This window comes from Stappia indica, from assembly GCF_020177335.1.
Taxonomy (GTDB): Bacteria; Pseudomonadota; Alphaproteobacteria; order Rhizobiales; family Stappiaceae; genus Stappia; species Stappia indica_B.
Genome location: NZ_JAIVMG010000010.1, coordinates 137,528 through 155,497, shown reverse-complemented (window position 1 = coordinate 155,497; position 17,970 = coordinate 137,528). Strand labels below are relative to the sequence as shown.

Annotated in this window: 16 protein-coding genes; 6 read left to right on the top strand and 10 right to left on the bottom strand. The window is 66.1% G+C overall.

What is annotated here, in order from left to right:
- Window positions 1–22 precede the first annotated feature (22 nt).
- Complete coding sequence (locus LC062_RS14730) at window positions 23–964, top strand: GNAT family N-acetyltransferase (protein ID WP_224911797.1); 942 nt, start codon at window positions 23–25, stop codon at window positions 962–964.
- A gap of 30 nt (window positions 965–994) precedes the next feature.
- On the opposite strand, the gene LC062_RS14725 is transcribed toward LC062_RS14730, so the two are convergent.
- Window positions 995–1,297 (bottom strand): DUF1330 domain-containing protein, encoded by a 303-nt coding sequence (locus LC062_RS14725; RefSeq protein WP_224911796.1) that lies wholly within the window; start codon window positions 1,295–1,297, stop codon window positions 995–997.
- A 268-nt stretch (window positions 1,298–1,565) separates the two neighbouring features.
- Between LC062_RS14725 and LC062_RS14720 the strand changes: the two genes are divergently transcribed.
- Window positions 1,566–3,785: a transglycosylase domain-containing protein gene (locus LC062_RS14720; protein WP_224911795.1), complete on the top strand. Its 2,220-nt coding sequence runs from the start codon at window positions 1,566–1,568 to the stop codon at window positions 3,783–3,785.
- A 24-nt stretch (window positions 3,786–3,809) separates the two neighbouring features.
- Here LC062_RS14720 and LC062_RS14715 read toward each other — a convergent pair whose 3' ends face one another.
- The 4 genes from LC062_RS14715 to hrcA all read right to left on the bottom strand — a co-directional run bounded on the left by LC062_RS14715 (window position 3,810) and on the right by hrcA (window position 7,771).
- Window positions 3,810–4,961, bottom strand: coding sequence for a multidrug effflux MFS transporter (locus LC062_RS14715; RefSeq protein ID WP_224911851.1), 1,152 nt, complete (start codon window positions 4,959–4,961; stop codon window positions 3,810–3,812).
- 133 nt (window positions 4,962–5,094) lie between these two features.
- Entirely contained in the window at window positions 5,095–5,835 is a 741-nt protein-coding gene (locus LC062_RS14710) for a M48 family metallopeptidase (RefSeq protein ID WP_224911794.1), read from the bottom strand.
- Window positions 5,832–6,635 carry a molybdopterin-synthase adenylyltransferase MoeB gene (locus tag LC062_RS14705; RefSeq protein ID WP_224911793.1) on the bottom strand — a complete coding sequence of 268 codons (804 nt, stop codon included), beginning with the start codon at window positions 6,633–6,635 and terminating at the stop codon, window positions 5,832–5,834. Before LC062_RS14705 ends, LC062_RS14710 begins: the two co-directional genes overlap by 4 nt.
- A 68-nt stretch (window positions 6,636–6,703) precedes the next feature.
- Complete coding sequence (hrcA, locus tag LC062_RS14700) at window positions 6,704–7,771, bottom strand: heat-inducible transcriptional repressor HrcA (RefSeq protein ID WP_224911792.1); 1,068 nt, start codon at window positions 7,769–7,771, stop codon at window positions 6,704–6,706.
- A 303-nt stretch (window positions 7,772–8,074) separates the two neighbouring features.
- On the opposite strand from hrcA, the gene rph reads away from it, so the two are divergent.
- The 4 genes from rph (at window position 8,075) to phaZ (ending at window position 12,487) form a co-directional block, all read left to right on the top strand.
- Complete coding sequence (gene rph, locus LC062_RS14695) at window positions 8,075–8,788, top strand: ribonuclease PH (protein ID WP_224911791.1); 714 nt, start codon at window positions 8,075–8,077, stop codon at window positions 8,786–8,788.
- A 32-nt stretch (window positions 8,789–8,820) separates the two neighbouring features.
- The gene (rdgB, locus tag LC062_RS14690) at window positions 8,821–9,462 is read left to right on the top strand and encodes an RdgB/HAM1 family non-canonical purine NTP pyrophosphatase (RefSeq protein ID WP_224911790.1); all 642 of its coding nucleotides are present in this window, start codon (window positions 8,821–8,823) and stop codon (window positions 9,460–9,462) included.
- Window positions 9,459–10,616 (top strand): radical SAM family heme chaperone HemW, encoded by a 1,158-nt coding sequence (hemW, locus tag LC062_RS14685; protein ID WP_224911789.1) that lies wholly within the window; start codon window positions 9,459–9,461, stop codon window positions 10,614–10,616. The genes rdgB and hemW overlap by 4 nt, the downstream gene beginning before the upstream one ends.
- A gap of 341 nt (window positions 10,617–10,957) precedes the next feature.
- The gene (phaZ, locus tag LC062_RS14680) at window positions 10,958–12,487 is read left to right on the top strand and encodes a polyhydroxyalkanoate depolymerase (RefSeq protein ID WP_404829730.1); all 1,530 of its coding nucleotides are present in this window, start codon (window positions 10,958–10,960) and stop codon (window positions 12,485–12,487) included.
- A 57-nt stretch (window positions 12,488–12,544) separates the two neighbouring features.
- Here phaZ and LC062_RS14675 read toward each other — a convergent pair whose 3' ends face one another.
- The 5 genes from LC062_RS14675 to LC062_RS14655 form a co-directional block, all read right to left on the bottom strand.
- Window positions 12,545–13,546: an ABC transporter ATP-binding protein gene (locus LC062_RS14675; RefSeq protein WP_224911787.1), complete on the bottom strand. Its 1,002-nt coding sequence runs from the start codon at window positions 13,544–13,546 to the stop codon at window positions 12,545–12,547.
- A 49-nt stretch (window positions 13,547–13,595) separates the two neighbouring features.
- Window positions 13,596–14,678, bottom strand: coding sequence for a Gfo/Idh/MocA family protein (locus LC062_RS14670; protein ID WP_224911786.1), 1,083 nt, complete (start codon window positions 14,676–14,678; stop codon window positions 13,596–13,598).
- The gene (locus LC062_RS14665) at window positions 14,675–15,520 is read right to left on the bottom strand and encodes a carbohydrate ABC transporter permease (protein WP_224911785.1); all 846 of its coding nucleotides are present in this window, start codon (window positions 15,518–15,520) and stop codon (window positions 14,675–14,677) included. Before LC062_RS14665 ends, LC062_RS14670 begins: the two co-directional genes overlap by 4 nt.
- Before the next feature lie 7 nt (window positions 15,521–15,527).
- Entirely contained in the window at window positions 15,528–16,460 is a 933-nt protein-coding gene (locus LC062_RS14660; protein WP_224911784.1) for a carbohydrate ABC transporter permease, read from the bottom strand.
- A 79-nt stretch (window positions 16,461–16,539) separates the two neighbouring features.
- Window positions 16,540–17,799, bottom strand: a complete 1,260-nt coding sequence (locus LC062_RS14655; protein ID WP_224911783.1) for an ABC transporter substrate-binding protein — start codon at window positions 17,797–17,799, stop codon at window positions 16,540–16,542.
- Window positions 17,800–17,970 lie beyond the last annotated feature (171 nt).

Here is a 17,970-nt window from a genome sequence, read left to right as displayed (position 1 = left end):
AACAGGGAAGGGCGTGATGGTCATGCCACGATCGGGACTCTTGTCACCCCGCAACTTCGTGCGGAAGTTCGTGCCGGCCGTCGCCTCTGGCGCCCATCGTCCGTTCTGGCTTCCCGGCACCGGCGCATCGCGGGTCCGACGCGACAGCCCCAGTCTCGGCCGCATCGGCTCGCTGGAGGTTCGCCTGGCGCGCAGCGCCAAGGAGATCCGCAAGGCGCAACAACTGCGGTATCACGTCTTCTACGAGGAGATGTCGGCCATCGCCAATGCCGAGGCCCTGGCCAGCCGACGCGATGTCGATGCCTATGACGCGATCTGCGACCACCTGCTGGTGCTCGACCATGAAGCGGTGGAACGCAACGCGCCGTTCGGGCGCAAGAAACCCCGGATCGTCGGCACCTACCGGCTGCTGCGTCAGGAGGTTGCCGAACGCAACGGCGGCTTTTACACCGCCGGCGAATACGACATCCAACCGCTGGTCGAGGCTCATCCGGGGCAGCGTTTCCTGGAGCTCGGGCGGTCCTGCGTGCTCAAGCCCTACCGCACCAAACGCACGGTGGAGCTGCTCTGGCATGGAATCTGGTCCTACGTGCTGATGCACCGGATCGACGTGATGGTCGGCTGCGCCTCCATCGCCGGCACCGATCCGGACCGGCTCGGCTCGCAGCTCTCGTTCCTGCATCATCACGCCCGCGCACCGGAAGAATGGCGCGTGCGGGCGGTCGACACGCGCTATGTCGAGATGAACCGGATGGACAAGGCCGAGATCAACGAGCGGCAGGCGCTGCGCGAGCTGCCGCCGCTGATCAAGGGCTATCTGCGCCTCGGTGCCTATATCGGTGACGGCGCGGTGGTCGACCACCAGTTCGGCACCACCGATGTGCTGATCATCATGCCGGTTTCGGCGCTCAACAGCCGCTATGTGAACCACTACGGCGCCGACGCGGGCCGCTACGGCAGCTAGGCGGACCGCCGCGGCGACAGGGCGCCCGGCTCAGGGCTGGGCGCCGTCATAGCCTTCGATGATCACCAGATCCGAAACCCCGGCATGGGCGCGCAGGGCCCGGGCCCGGGTGTAGGCGTCGCTGTGGTAGCAGGCCAGCGCCTGCTCGTAGCTGTCGAACTCGATCACCACATTGCGCTGACGCGCCGCCCCTTCGACGCATTCCGGCGGTGCGCCGCGCACCAGGAACAGGGCGCCATAGGTGCGAAACGCCTCCGCATTCGCCGCGACATAGGCTGTGTAGGCCTCCGGATCCGTCACATCGACCCGGCCGATCCAATACCCTTTGGCCATCTGCTGCCCTCCCCTCTTTCTCGAAACTCAAGGCCGCCGCATCCGTTCAAGAGGCCGCGTCTCCCCAGCCGTAGGCGAGACCGGCACGGCTGTAAAGGCGGTGCACGTGGGAACGGTACCCGCCACGCCCCGGCGGATTTAAGACCCCCTTAAATCGCCGCAATTAAACTGCACAGCCAAAGCGCCTTGCATGGCGGCGACCTGCCGTCGCGAGGCGCAACGAGGCAGAATTTAGTGGGGTTTGGCCCCCTCAACCGAACCGGGCATCATGGCACAAGGATCGTCACGCGGCGGACGCAAGGAACCGCGCCTGGGCGCAGGCGGCGGCGTTCTGGACATGCGCCTGACGCCCGCCGACCGACCTGCCGGCGGCGCCGTGAAGCGGTCCGGTGCCACGACCGCGAAATCCCGGCCCCGGACGGCGAGCGGCGGCAAGCCGGCGACACCCAAACGGCCCGCCGGCACATCCTCCCCCAAGGGACCGCGGGGACCGCGCGGCGGCGCGAGCCGGCGCCGCAAGCCTGTACGCAAGGGGCGCAAGACCCGGCGGATCGGTTTCGGCCGCCTCCTCAAGCGCGGCGCCTATTGGAGCGCCGTTCTCGGCATCTGGGCGTTGATCGCCGTGGTCGGCGTGCTGGGCTATTACGCCGCGCATCTGCCGCCGACCTCCGAATGGCAGGTGCCGCAACGCCCGCCGAATGTGCGCATTGTCTCCGCCGATGGAATCCTGATGGCCAACCGGGGCGACACCGGCGGCGAAGCGGTGCGGCTCGAACAATTGCCGCCCTATCTGCCGCAGGCGGTGATCGCCATTGAGGACCGGCGGTTTCGCTCCCATCCCGGTCTCGATCCGATCGGCCTTGCCCGGGCGATGGTCACCAACCTGACCTCCGGCCGGCTGGTCCAGGGCGGCTCGACCCTGACCCAGCAGCTTGCCAAGAACCTGTTCCTTCAGCCCGACCGGACGCTGAAGCGCAAGGTGCAGGAAGCGATTCTGGCGGTCTGGCTGGAAGCCAGCTACTCCAAGGACGAGATCCTGGAGATGTATCTCAACCGGGTCTATTTCGGCGCCGGCGCCTACGGTGTCGATGCCGCCGCACGGCGCTATTTCGGCAAATCCGCGCGCATGATCAACCTGGCCGAGGCGGCAACCATCGCCGGGCTGCTCAAAGCGCCTTCGCGCTACGCGCCGACCCGCAATCCGGATCTGGCCGACGAGCGGGCCGGCACGGTGCTGATGGCCATGGCCGAGGAAGGCTATATCACCGCCGCCGAAGCGCGCGATGCCATTGCCGCGCCGACCCGCGTCGTCACCCACCACACCTCGGCAAGCGAGAACTACGTCGCCGACTGGGTGATGGACCTTCTGCCCGGCTATGTCGGTGCCATCGACCAGGACATCACCGTCAGCACGACCATCGACCTCGGCCAGCAGATCGTCGCCGAGGACGCCCTGCGCCGGGCGCTGGCCGAGGACGGCGCCAAGCGCGGCGTCAAACAGGGGGCGGTGGTCACCCTCGACGGCTCCGGCGCGGTCAAGGCGCTGGTGGGCGGGCGGGACTATGCCGCCAGCCAGTTCAACCGCGCCGTCAACGCCCGCCGGCAACCGGGGTCGGCGTTCAAGCCCTTCGTCTATCTGGCGGCGCTGGAAAGCGGGCTGACGCCGGACACCGTGCGGGTTGACGAGCCGATCCGCTTCGGCAAATGGACACCGCGCAACTACTCCAAGTCCTATCAGGGGCCGGTCACCCTGGCCCGGGCGCTGGCCCTGTCGATCAACACGGTGGCCGCGCGGCTGGCGCAGGAGGTCGGCCCCCGGCATGTGATCCGCACCGCCCGCCGGCTGGGCATCACCTCACCGCTTGCCGCCAACCTGTCGCTGTCGCTGGGCACCTCGGAGGTAACGCCGCTGGAAATCGCCGCCGCCTATGTTCCGTTTTCCAACGGCGGTTACGGCGTCGTGCCACATGTGATCCACAGCATTCGCGGCAGCGATGGCACCCTTCTCTACAGCCGCACCGGCGGCGGTCCCGGACGGGTGATCGAGCCCGGCCTTTTGGCCAGCATGAATGGCATGATGGCCGACACCCTGACGATCGGCACCGGACGCAAGGCCCAGCTCGCGGACCGGCCCGCCGGCGGCAAGACCGGCACAAGCCAGGATTTCCGCGACGGCTGGTTCATCGGCTACACCGGCACGCTCACCACTGCCGTCTGGCTCGGCAATGACGACAATTCGCCCACCAAACGGGCAACCGGCGGATCGCTGCCGGCGAAGATCTGGAAAGAGGTGATGTCGGCGGCGCATCAGGGCCTGCCGGTGGCCGGACTTCCCGGCGTAGGCACCCAGCCGGTGCAAGTCGCCAAACCGACCGCCGGCGTCCCCGTTCCGGCCCGGCGCGACCGTGCGGAAGGAGACCCGGAGCGCCGTCTGGCGCCGATGGAGGGCGGCTCGCGCAGCCTGCTGGACCGGATCTTCGGCGGCTGAGCCGCCGCCCGCACGCGACCTCGGTCAGACCACCGCGCGCGCCCCGCGCGTCATCAGAAAGACAAGAAACGCCGCCACCCCATGCCCGGCGATGATCAGCGCCAGAGCCAGCCCGGTGCCGCCGAGCGTGGCGCTGACACCGATGCCGACGAGGGCCGCCGTTCCCATCTGGCCGATGCCGAGCAGGGAGGAGGCGGTGCCCGCCCGGTCGGGAAAGGGCAGCAGGGCCGCCGCCTGGGACAGGGGCATCGCCAGCCCGACCCCGGCCATATAGAGCATCATCGGCAGCACCACCGTCAGCACATGCGGCTGGGCGAGGAGCGCCAGCACCATCGCCAGACCGCCCAGCGCCAACATGCCGGTGCCCAGAGCGATGGCCGCCTCGCCGCCGAGACGCGGCGCCACCCGTTGCCCGATCAGCGTGCCGACGACATAGGCGCCGGCACAGACGCCAAAGGCGATGCCATAGGCGACGGGCGACAGGCCGTAGATATCCTGAAGAACGAAGGACGAGCCGGAGATGAAGGCAAACAGGCCGGCAAAGGTCAGGGTGACGATCGCCAGATAGGCGCGAAAGCCTTGATGCCGCAGCAGGCCGGCAAAGCCGCGCAGCATCCCGCCGAGGGAAAACCTTGAGGTCTCGCGTGCCGGCAGGGTTTCCGGCAGCCGCCGCAACACGGACACCAGCAGAACCCCGGCGAAGGCGAGCGAGACAAGAAACACCATCCGCCACCCGCCCGCGGCGGCAATCAGCCCGCCGAAGAACGGCGCCACCGACGGCGCCAGCCCCATGATCGACCCCATGCGCGCCAGTTCCTGCCCCGCGCGGGGACCGTCATAAAGATCGCGCACCATCGCCCGTGCCAGCACCACGGGTCCGGCGGCCCCGAAGGCCTGAAGGAACCGGGCACCGACCAACACCTCGATGGAGGGGGCGAAGGTGCAGGCAAAGCTGGCGACCGCGTAGATGCCGAGCCCGGCCAGCAGAACGGGCCTGCGCCCAAGCCGGTCGGCGAGCGGGCCATAGAAGACCTGCCCGGAGGCAAAGCCCGCCAGAAACAGCGACAAGGTGAGCTGGACCGCCTCCTTCGAGGTGGCCATATCGCGCACGATGTCCGGCAGAGCCGGGAGGTACATGTCCGTTGACAGGGGACCGAGGGCGGTCAGCGCCGCCAGAAGGAACGTCAGGGACCAGGTGTTTGGCTTTAAAATATCGTTTCAACCGCAACCAATAAGGAGCGCGCACCATAGATCAGCGCGCGGCGAAGGGAAATCCTTTTCGCACAGCAGCGGACGGCCCCGTACTGGCTTATCCGTAAAGGTGCAGCCCTGCCCCCTCGCGCCGCAGCCAGAGCCTGGCCTCATCGGTCTGCGGCGCCAGAGCGCGGCACAGCTCCCAGAAGCGGGGGCCGTGGTTCATCTCCGCCAGATGGGCGACCTCATGGGCGGCGACGTAGTCGAGAATATCGGGCGGCGCCAGAACCAGCCGCCAGGAAAACGACAGCCGGCCAGCGGCGGTGCAGGATCCCCAGCGGCTGCGGGTGTCCTTCAGCGACAGGCCCGCATGGGAGAGCCCGAGACGGGCGGTATGAACGGCCACCGCCTGTTCCAGATCGCGGCGCGCTTCGCGCTTCAGCCAGTCGGTGAGCTTGCGGGCAAGGTGACGCGGATCGCCGGGCACCTCGATCTCCGGCAGCCCCTCGCCCGGGCGCAGGGTCACCAGCCCCCGCAGACGGGCACCTGCGACCACGCGATGCAGCGCGCCGCGCAAGGGAATGGCCGCTCCATCGGCGAAGGGAATGCCTTCGGGACGGCGTGTCAGCCTGTCCGCCAGCCAGCCCCGATGATCTTCGGCAAAGCGCCGGGCAGTCTCCAGCGTGCCACGGGCCGGCACCGTGAGCACCGGATCGCCGCCAGCGGGCAGGCGCAGGATATAGCGCTTGGCGCGGTCGTTGCGCTTCAGGCGAATGGCCTGCCGCACACCGCCCACGGTCAGCCACAGCTCGTCCGGCAGGGGCTCGGGCGCCAGTCGGGCCAGAAGCCGCCTCACGCGCCCGCCAGTTCCGGATAGGTCAGCGTCGTGTCACCGGTCAGCGGGTTCTTGCGCGACCAGCGGTAGCGGATCGTCTCGAACCGCATGGCCCGGGCATCGTAGAGCAGCAGGCGCCCGACCAGCCCTTCACCAAAACCGGTGATTTCCTTGATCGCTTCCATCGCCTGCAGGGCACCGATGACACCGGTGAGGGCGCCAAGCACCCCGGCTTCGGCACAAGTGGGCAGGGCGCCATCGGGCAGGCGCTCGGGAAAGAGACAGCGATAGGTCGGATTGGGCTGTCCGTCCGCGTCGCTCTCATAGGGTTTCAGCAGGGTCAACGAGCCGTCCATCCGCCCGACCGCCCCGGCCAACAGCGGCCGCCTGGCAAAGAAACAGGCATCGGAAACCAGATACTTGGTGGAGAAATTGTCCGACCCGTCGATCACCAGATCGTAGCGCGAAATCAGCGCCAGCGCGTTTTCCGGACGAAGGCGCACCGGATGCGGTTCCACCTTCACATGCGGATTGAGCCGGGCGATGGCTTCCGCCGCGCTCGCCACTTTCGGCTCGCCAATCTGGTCCGTGTCATGGATCACCTGCCGTTGCAGGTTGGACAGCGACACGGTGTCGTCATCGACGATCCCGAGGGTGCCGACACCGGCGGCGGCCAGATAAAGCAGCACCGGCGCGCCGAGCCCCCCGGCACCGATGACCAGCACCCGGGCGGCCTTCAGCTTCTGCTGGCCGGGACCTCCGACATCCTGCAGGACGATATGGCGGGCGTAACGTTCCAGTTCGGCGGCGCTGAGGCTCATGGGGTCTACTTGGGTATCCGGTTCAAGGGAAGGCGGCGCGGCATCAACAGCGGCGCGGGGTTCACAAACTAGCCGAGCAGCCGGCCGACCAGCCGCGCGGTGTAGTCGACCATCGGGATGATGCGGGCATAGTTGAGGCGGGTCGGGCCGATCACCCCGAGCACGCCGATGATCCGTTCATCCTGATCGCGGAACGGCGAGACGACAATCGACGAGCCGGACAGGGAAAACAGCTTGTTCTCCGAGCCGATGAAGATCCGCACCCCGTCGCCGCGCTCGGCCAGCGCCAGAAGCTGGATCAGGTCGCTCTTGTTCTCCAGATCGTCGAACAACAGGCGGATGCGCTCCAGATCGCCGGCCGCGTCCATGTCCGACAGGAGATTGGAGCGACCGCGCACGATCAGCGATCCCACATCGTCGCTGGCGCCGGTGCGGGTGGCGATGCCGGCTTCCACCACCTTCGCCGTCAGCCGGTCGAGTTCCGCCTGGCGGCTGTCGCGCTGGCGCTCCAGATCGCGCCGCGCTTCGGCCAGCGTCCGGCCCCGGATCAGGCTGGTCAGAAAGTTCGAGGCTTCCACCAGCGCCGAGGGCGGCAGGCCGGCCGGCAGCGAGATAATGCGGTTTTCCACAGACCCGTCGTCGCCGACCAGAACCACCAGCGCCTTTTGCGGCTCGATACGCACGAACTCCACGTGGCGCAGGCGCACATCCGCCTTGTGGGTGAACACCACGCCAGCCCCGCGCGAGAGGCCGGAGAGCATCTGGCTGGCCTCGGTCAGAAGCTGCTCGCTGGTGCGCTCGCTGCGCGCCGCCTTGACCTGCACCTCGATCTGGGCGCGTTCGTCGCTGGTCAGGTCGCCGACTTCCAGCAGCGCATCGACGAAAAAGCGCAAGCCCCCTTCCGTCGGCATCCGGCCGGCGGAGGTGTGCGGCGAGTAGAGCAGCCCGGCATGTTCCAGATCCGCCATGATGTTGCGGATCGAGGCCGGCGAGAGCTGGATCGACGGCAGACGCGACAGATTGCGCGAGCCCACCGGCTCGCCGGTGTCGAGATAGCTTTCCACGATCGCCCGGAAAATCTCGCGCGAGCGTTGATCCAGATCGCTCAGGCTGACGGACGGAACGCCCAATGTCACTTCACCATTCCCCTGCAATGGCCCGCTACGCCCGGCGCCCTCATGCTCGGGCACGGGGCACGGCACCGCGTGCCGTTGATGGTCCGGACCTTGATATAGGACGTATTTGAGCGAAAATCCCGTCCCAACTGTCAAGTCGAATCATGATCGTGCGCTGCCCCGCGCTGTAGCAAGGCGGAGAGCGGGACCGGAGAGACGCACGCAAACGTTTCCTCCCGGCCCATCTTGCTCTAGAAGGGCGCCAGAAACCGCCCGGCGACAGACGCCGGTCGCCGGACAGCTTTGCCAGGAAGGGAACCTTACATGCGGCCATCCAAACGCGCGGCGGATGAAATGCGCGCCGTCACGCTGGAACGGAACGTCTCCAAGCACGCGGAAGGCTCCTGCCTCGTGAAGTTCGGCGACACCCACGTCCTGTGCACCGCAAGCCTGGAAGAGCGCATTCCGCCCTGGCTGCGCGGGCAGAACCGGGGCTGGGTCACCGCCGAATACGGCATGCTGCCGCGCGCGACCGGCGACCGCATGCGCCGCGAGGCCTCGGCCGGCAAGCAGTCGGGCCGCACCCTTGAGATCCAGCGCCTGATCGGCCGTTCGCTGCGGGCGGTGGTCGATCTGCAGGCGCTCGGCGAGCGGCAGATCTCGGTGGATTGCGACGTGCTGCAGGCCGATGGCGGCACCCGCACCGCGGCGATCACCGGCGCCTGGGTCGCCCTCAGCGACTGCATCACCTGGATGAAGACCCGCGACATGCTGACCCGGCCGGTGCTGAAGGACCATATCGCCGCCGTCTCCTGCGGCATCTACAATGGCACCCCCGTGCTCGACCTCGACTACGATGAGGACTCGACCGCCGAAACCGACGCCAATTTCGTCATCACCGGCTCCGGCGGCATCGTCGAGATCCAGGGCACCGCGGAAGGCGCGCCGTTCAGCGAAGAGGAATTCGCCCAGCTCCTGTCCCTGGCCAAGGGCGGCATCAGTCGGCTGGTCGAGCTGCAGAAGATGGCGATCCTCTAGAGAATGGCCCGGAAGACGAAAAGGTCCCTCGCATGAGCCAGTACAAGCTTGAACCCGGCCGGGTCGTGGTCGCCAGCCACAACGCGGGCAAGATCCGCGAATTTCGGGAGCTGATGGCCCCTTACGGGTTCGACGTGGTGTCGGCGGGCGAACTCGACCTGCCGGAGCCGGAGGAAACCGGGCTGACCTTCGAGGCCAACGCGGAGCTGAAGGCGAAAGCGGCCGCTGCCGCCTCCGGCCTGCCGGCGCTAGCCGATGACAGCGGCTTTTGCGTCTTTGCCCTGAATGGCGATCCGGGGATCTACTCCGCCCGCTGGGCCGGACCGGAGAAGGACTTCGCCATGGCCATGCGCACGGTGGAGGAGAAGCTGCATCAGGCCGGCGCGATCAGCCCGGAAGACCGGCGCGGCTCCTTCGTCGCCGTCCTGTGCCTCGCCTGGTCGGACGGGCGCAGCACCCTGTTCCGGGGGGAGATCGAAGGCCAGATCGTCTGGCCGCCGCGCGGCACAGAAGGGTTCGGCTACGATCCGATGTTCCAGCCGGACGGCGAAAGTCTTACCTTCGGCGAGATGACTTCGGAGCAAAAACATGGCCGCCCGGAAGCGGGCGAGGCGCTGTCGCACCGCGCCAGGGCCTTCGCCGCCTTTTCCAGGGCCTGTCTGGAGGGAAAATGACCCTGCCTGCGTCCGGCGGTTTCGGCATCTATGTGCATTGGCCCTTTTGTCAGGCCAAGTGCCCCTATTGCGACTTCAACAGCCATGTGCGTCACACGGCGGTCGATCAGGCGCGCTTTGCCGCCGCCTTCGAGCGGGAACTTGCCTATTTCGCCGAACGCACCCCGGGGCGGACCGTCAACTCGATCTTCCTCGGCGGCGGCACGCCATCGCTGATGGAGCCGGCCACGGTCGGGCGCATCCTCGATGCGATCTCCGGCCTGTGGTCGGTGGATCCGGCGGTGGAAGTGTCCATGGAGGCCAATCCCTCCAGCGTCGAGGCCGGACGGTTTCGCGGCTACCGGACGGCGGGCGTCAACCGCCTGTCGCTTGGCGTCCAGGCGCTCAACGACACCGATCTGAAACGGCTCGGCCGGCTGCATGACACGGCCCAGGCGAAAACGGCGATCGACATCGCGCGGAGCACCTTCGAGCGCATTTCCTTCGATCTGATCTATGCCCGGCCCGGGCAGGATGCCGACAGCTGGCGCGCGGAACTGTCGGCGGCCATCGACCTGGCCGCCGATCACCTGTCGCTCTACCAGCTGACCATCGAGCAGGGCACACCGTTCTTCGACCTCTACCGCGCGGGCAAGCTCGTCCCCCCGGACGGGGACCTTGCGGCCGGTCTTTACGAAATCACGCAAGAGCTCTGCGCCCTGCGCGGGCTGCCGGCCTACGAGGTCTCCAACCACGCCGCGCCCGACGCCCAGTGCCAGCACAACCTCGTCTACTGGCGCTATGGCGACTATGTGGGCACCGGCCCCGGCGCCCATGGCCGGCTGACCAGCGCGACCGGCAAGAGCGCAACGGCGGTAGAGCGGCACCCGGAAACCTGGCTGGAGGCGGTGGAGCGGCAGGGGCACGGGCTTGTCGAGGACCTGGGCCTGACCGAGGAACAGCAAGGCGATGAATTCCTGCTGATGGGCCTGCGGCTGGTGGAGGGCGTCGATCTGGCGCGCTACCGGTCCATCGCCGGCCGCGAGATCGATCCGCGCCGCATCGCCCAACTGATCGAGCATGGCATGATCGAGCGACTCGGCCCGGACTGGGTGCGGGTCACGCCGACCGGTTTTCTCGTGCTCGATGCGGTGGTCGCCGACCTCGCCGCCTGAAATCCGGCATCCAAGCGACGAACGTCCCCCGTCGGCGGCCAGCCCACAATCGTATGCCGCAGCGCACAACCATCTACGCGAAGCACTTTGTTTTGAAATGGAATTGTCGTCCCGCCGCGAAATCGGCCGTTAGGGGGCAGTTTTCCAGGATGTTGAAAGTATGCAACAAGTCGCGAACAATTGACACTTCCGACAAGAGTCTTAGTTGCTAGCTATCCTGCGCTTGTCATATTATTTTGCAATGCAAAAGAAGATGCCGGTGATCATTCTCCCGTCGCCGCGAATTTGCGAGGACCGATCACGTGTCGTTTTACCACCTTTATGAGCTCAATCATGCGGCCATGAGCCCGATCCGGGCCACCGCGGATCTGACGCGCCTCTATTTCAAGAACGCGATGAACCCGCTGTCGCACACGCCCTTCGGCCGATCCGTCGCCGCCGGATGCGAGCTGGTGGAGCGGCTGACACGGCGCTACGGCAAGCCGGAATTCGGCCTGACCGAGACGACGGTCGGCGGGGTGAAGGTGCCGGTTCGCGAGGAAATCGTCTGGCAGAAGCCGTTTTGCAATCTCCTGCATTTCGACCGCAAGACGGGGCCGCGCAAGCACAGCGACCCGAAGATCCTCTTGATCGCGCCCATGTCGGGCCACTACGCGACCTTGCTGCGCGGCACGGTGGAAACGCTGCTGCCAAGCGCGGAGATCTACATCACCGACTGGATCGACGCCCGCATGGTGCCGCTGGCCGAGGGCCGCTTCGATCTCGACGACTACATCGACTACATCATCGAGATGCTGCACTTCCTGGGGCCGGACACCCATGTGATGGCGGTCTGTCAGCCCTCCGTGCCGGCTCTTGCGGCCGTGGCGGTGATGGAACAGCGCGGCGACCCGCTGGCGCCGACGACCGCCACGTTGATGGGCGGACCGATTGACACCCGTATCAACCCGACCGCCGTCAACGACCTGGCCGAAAACAAGGGAATCGGCTGGTTCGAACGCCATGTGATCATGACCGTTCCCTTCCCCCAGCCCGGATTCCTGCGCGCGGTCTACCCCGGCTTCCTGCAGCTTTCCGGCTTCATGGGGATGAACCTCGACCGGCATGTGACCGCCCATCGCGACTTTTTCCAGCATCTGGTCCAAGGCGATGGCGACAGCGCGGAAAAGCACCGGGAGTTCTACGACGAGTATCTGGCGGTGATGGACCTGACCGCCGAGTTCTATCTGCAGACGGTCGACACCGTGTTCATCAAGCACGCCCTGCCGAAGGGCGAATTCCGCCATCGCGGGGAGCTGGTGGACTGCGGCGCCATCCGCAACACCGCCCTGTTGACGGTCGAGGGCGAGAAGGACGACATCACCGGGCGCGGCCAGACCAAGGCCGCCCACGACCTGTGCACCAGCCTCACCGACGACAAGCGCGCCCATTACATGCAGCCGAATGTCGGCCACTATGGCGTGTTCAACGGATCGCGCTTCCGGGCCGAGATCGCCCCGCGCATTCTCGACTTCATCCGCACCCATTCCCAGCGCCGGGACCGCCCCGCCGTCACCAAGGCACCGGCAAGCGCAGGCGCTCCGAAAACCGCCAACTCCACGCCCGTGACGGCCTCGGCGGACCCGCTCGCGGCGATCCTGCTGGCCGAGCCCAAGGGCGCAGCCGATGATCTGAAGGCGATTTCCGGGGTCGGACCCAAGCTGGAAACGGCACTCAACGGCGCCGGCATTTTCCACTACTGGCAGATTGCCGCCCTGACCGACGCGCAGATCGAAGCGCTCGACACCCGGCTCGACTTCCGTGGCCGGATCGAGCGGGATGGATGGCTCGATCAGGCCCGCAAGCTCGCCGGGCAGACGGTTTCCGGCTGACGCCCGATGGCGGGGCCGATGGCCCCGCCCGCGACCTCTCCGCCTTCAGCCCCTGCCTCAGAAAAGCGTGCGGCCATCCGCATCGAAACGGTAGAGCTGCCCCTCCAGCGGCGTGACATAGAGCGTGTCGCCGGCGGTGAAGGCGTGTTCGCCGAACAGCCTTGCGGTCAGCGCGCCCACCTCCTTGCTGTCGAGATAGAGAATGGTGTCGGCGCCCAGATGCTCCACATGCACCGCCTCGCCGCTCCAGCGCCCGCCATCGCGTGAAACGGAAAAATGCTCCGGCCGCACGCCGACCGACGCACAGCCCGGCTCACCCGTCCGCTCCGCATCCAGAAAATTCATTTGCGGCGAGCCGATGAAGCCGGCGACGAACCGGTTCGCCGGCTTGTTGTAGAGCTCCATCGGCGAACCGACCTGTTCCACGATCCCGCCATTCAGCACGACAATCCGGTCGGCCAGGGTCATCGCCTCGACCTGATCATGAGTGACATAGACCATGGTGGAGCGGATCTGCCGGTGCAACCGGGCGATCTCCAGACGGGTGTTGACGCGCAGCGCCGCATCGAGATTGGACAAGGGTTCATCGAACAGGAACAGCTCAGGGTCGCGCACGATCGCCCGGCCGATCGCCACCCGCTGGCGCTGACCGCCGGACAGCTCGGCCGGCCGGCGCTGCAGATAATCCTCCAGCGACAGCATCGCCGAGGCCATCTCGATCTGGCTGGCAATCGTTTCCTTCGCCGCGCCGGCCTGTTTCAACCCGAGTGCCATGTTGTCGCGCACGGTGAGATGGGGGTAGAGCGCATAGGTCTGGAACACCATGGCGATGCCGCGCTTGGCCGGCGGCACGGCGCTGACGTCGCGCCCGTCGATCTCCACCCGCCCGTCGCTGGCATCCTCCAGCCCGGCGATAATGCGCAGCAAGGTCGACTTGCCGCAGCCAGACGGGCCGACGAAAATCACGAATTCTCCGTCGGCGACGTCCAGATCGATCCCCTTCAGCACATCGACGGCGCCGAAGGACTTGCGAATGCCGGTCAGTTTCAGGGAGCCCAAGGATCTGTTTCCATCTGGTTGGAGGGACGTGGCATGGCGGGGAGGCAGGTCAGGAACGCAAAGAAACGGGGCGGCCGCTGCGCACGCTTTCGTCGGCGGCGAGGCAAATATGAAGCGACCGCACCGCATCGAGCATGTGCCGCTCAAGGTCGATGTCCTCGCGGATCGCCGCCAGCATGAAGGCCTGCTCGCGGGCGCAAAGCTCCAGATGCCCCGGTTCATCGGCCATGTCGAGGTCGCGATCCGGTCGGGCGAAGCGGCCATCGGCGCCGCGTTCGGCCCGGTGCACCCGGATCCGCGCGGTACGGGTATGCCCGTCGATGTCATCGGAGCGTGCGCCTTCGCCCCCTCCCTCATCCATGACGATCGACACGGCGCCCTTCGGTGAAATCACGTCCTTCACGAAATAGGCGGTCTCCGACATCATCGGACCCCAGCCCGCCTCGTACCAGCCGACCGAGCCGTCATCGAACAGCACCTGAAAATGACCATAGTTGTACATGTCGGCGGCGATATCGTCGGCCAGCCGCAGCCCCATGCCGCGCACCTCCACCGGCGCCGCATCGGTGATCTGACACATCACATCCACGTAATGCACGCCGCAATCGACAATCGGCGGTGTCGTCGACATCAGCCGGCGATGGGTTTCCCAGGTCGGCCCGCTCGACTGCTGATTGAGGTTCATGCGAAACACGTAAGGCCCGCCCAGCTCCCGCGCCTCGGCGATCAGCGTCTGCCAGGAAGGATGGTGGCGCAGGATATAGCCGACCACCAGCTTGCGATTGTTGGCCCTGGCGCAATCGACCACCCGGCGCGCATCGGCAACGCTCGTCGCCAGCGGCTTTTCCACGAACACATGCGCCCCCGCCTCCAGCGCCTTGATCGCGTAGTCCGCATGGCTGTCGGAATAGGTGGCGATGGCGCAGAGCTCCGGCTTCAGCTCCTCCAGGCTCTCCTCGAAGGAGCGATGCTGCGGATGCGCCGCCAGTTCCTCCGGCAGGGTCACCTCCGAGCGGTTGACCAGCCCGGCGATGGCAAAGCCCGGGTTTCGCTCATAGGCCAGCGCATGGCTGAGCCCCATGTTGCCGAGACCGACGACAAGGACGCTGACGGGCGGGGTGCGCGCGTTCATTTGACCGCTCCTGCGGTGATGCCGCGGATCAACTGCCGCGAAAAGATGAGATAGAGGATCAGCACCGGGACGATCGCCAGCGCCATCGCCGCGAGAATGGCGTTCCAGTTGCTGACGAACTGGCCGACGAACACCTGGGCACCGAGGGTGAGGGTCTTGGTTTCCTCCGCCGGGGCGAGGATCAGCGGGAACCACAGGTCGTTCCAGATCGGGATCATGGTGAAGACCGCCACCGTCGCCATGGCCGGACGCACCAGGGGCAGCACCAGCCGGAAGAAGATCGCGTATTCGGACAGGCCGTCGATCCGCCCGGCCGCCTTCAGGTCCTTCGACACCACCGCCATGAACTCCGACAGGATGAAGATCGACAAGGGCAGGCCTTGCGCGGTGTAGACGAGGATCAGCGCCCAGTGGGTGTTCACCAGACCGGTCGCCACCATCAGATTGAGAATGCCGACGGTACCGAGGCGGATCGGCACCATGATCCCCAGCGCCATGTAGAGCGCGACGAAGCGGTTGAAGGGAAAGCGGTATTCACTCAAGGCGAAGGCCGCCATCGCCCCGAGAAGCAGGACGAGGAACAGGCTGCCGAGGGTGACGAACAGGGAGTTCCAGAAATAGAGCGGGAAGTTGCCTTGCGCCAGCACCGTCGCGTAGCCGATCAGATCGAAGGTTTCGGCATCGGGCGGGGCCAGCGGCGCGCGGAAGATCGCCTTCTTGGTCTTCAGGGAATTGATCAGAACCAGCAGCACCGGAAACAGGGCGATCACGGTGAAGGTCAAGAGGATCGCATGGGCGCCGAGTTCCGCGATCAGATTGCGCCGGGCACGGGAGAAAGCCATCCTCGCCTCACATCTCGTAGCGCGTGAGTTTGCGCTGGATGACGAACAGGTAGACCGCGACGCCGGCGAGGATGATGAAGAACATCACCGTGGCGATTGCCGCGCCCATGTTGGGATCCCCGGGCTGGGTCTGCTGGCCATAGAAGGTGCGGTAGAGGATCGTGCCGAGCAGATCGGTGGAGAAATTCGGCCCGGCCAACGGCCCTTGGGTGGTGTAGATCAGGTCGAAAGCATTGAAATTGCCGACGAAGGTCAGGATCGAGATGATGCCGACGGTCGGCAGGATCAGGGGCAGCTTGATCTTGAAGAACTGCGACAGGCCGGTGACCCCGTCGCATTCGGCCGCCTCGATCACCTCGTCGGGGATCGACAGCAATGCTGCGTAGATCAGCATCATCGGAATGCCGACGAACTGCCAGACGGAAATCAGCGACAGGGTGGTCAGCGCCGTTTCCTCCTTGCCGAGAAACGGCATGAACAGATGGCCGAGCCCGACCGAGGACATCATGTCCTTGCTCACCCCCCACAGCGGCGACAGCATCAGCTTCCAGACAAAGCCCACCACGACGAAGGAGAGGAGCGTCGGCAGGAAGATCGCCGTGCGGTAGAATTTCTTGCCCGGCAGATGGGTCATCGACAAAAGCGCGGCGATCAGGATGCCGATCGGGTTCTGCACCAGCATGTGAATGACAAAGAAATAGAGATTGTTGCCCAGCGCATTGAAGAACGGGCCGACCCAGAACGGATCGAAGAACAGCCGCGCGTAGTTGGCAAAGCCCACGTAGAAACTCGCCTGGGACACCGGATCGCGCTGAAAGAACGACAGGCGCAGCGTCTCCGCCAGTGGCAGGATCATCACCAGCGTGTAGATCAGCACCGCCGGCGCCAGAAACACCGGAATATGCCAGGGAAAAGGCTTCTTCTGCGGTTTGCCGCCCATTGCCGCCACTGTCCTTGCCCACTGTCCGACCCGCTCCTCCGCGCCCGGGGACGGGCACGGAGGCGTTGACACGGGGTGCTCAGTTCTTCTGCGGCTCGTACCAGGCGGCAAGGCCGGCCTGCATCTCGGCGGCGGCATCGGCCGGCGACTGGGTGCCGTTCACCACATTGGCGGCAACGCCCCACATCTGGCTCCACAGGTTCGGCGTGCCGCGCGACAGGATCTGCGCCGCCGAACGAATGGTGGAATCGCAGCTCTTGCGCCAGGACACGAACTCGTTCGCCAACGGATCGTCGAGGGTGATCTCATGGCTGGAGAGCGAGAAGAACCCCGGCAGGCTGTTGGAATAAAGCTCCGCGAATTCCTTGGTGCCCATCCATTCCAGGAAGGTCCGGGCGGCGTCCGCATTGGGCGAGGCAGCGTTCAGGCCGATGGCGATATCGTTGTGATCGGAGATGTAGCATTTGTCCCCGGCTGCGGGCAGCGGCGGCGGGAAGGCGCCGAGCTCGAAGTCCGCATCGCGCTTGAAGCCGGAGATTTCCCAGGACCCGGCCGGGAAGATCGCCGCGCGGCCAAGGGTGAACAGGTTCTGGCTGTCCGCATAGGCCTGTGCCTCGAAGCCATCGCCGAGATAGGGCTTCCAGCCGGCGATCACCTCAAGCGGCTTGACCCATTCCGGGTCGGTCATCTTCGCGGTGCCGGCGATGAGCGCCTTGCGCCCCTCCTCGCCCTTCCAGTACATCGGTCCGATGTTCTGGTAAGCCATCGTCGCCGCTTCCCACTGGTCGAGCGTACCCATGGCCATCGGCACATAGGAGCCCTCGTCCTTCAGCTTGGCCAGCACATCCATGAACTCCGCCTGAGTGGTCGGCACCTCAACGCCAACCTCCGCGAAGGCGTCCTTGTTGTAGATGAAGCCATGGATCACCGCCGCCATCGGCACACAGAAGGTGGCGCTGCCATCGTCCGTGGTCCAGGCGCTGCGGGCGACCTCGGAGAAGTTTTCCAATGCGGGGAGATCGTTGAGTTTGGCCAGATACCCCTTGGCATACAGATCCAGAGAGCCGTCGAACGGACGGCAGGTGATCAGATCGCCGGCGGTCCCGCCTTCCAGCTTGGCGTTGAGCGCGGCGTTGTACTGGGTCGGCGCCACCGGGGCGAAGACCAGTTTGATACCTGGGTGCTTCGCCTCGAAGGCAGGGATGATCGTCTCCTGCCAGATCGACAGATCGTCGTTGCGCCAGCTCTCGATGGTCAGCGTCACATCCTCGGCGACGGCCGGGCCGCAGGCGGCCAGCACGGTGGCGGCCAGCAGTGCGCCCCTCAATGCGGTCTTCATGTCTGATCTCCTCCCACAAGCGCCTTTTCGGCACGATTGGCCACACGGTGGCAAACCATCCTTCCGGACGGTCATCGCACAGTGGCGCCATCGACACACAAGTTCAATACCTTTCCGACCAATTGCCAAGCCACTTTGCCGGAAAAACACGCCAGCGCCCGCCGCTCCTCT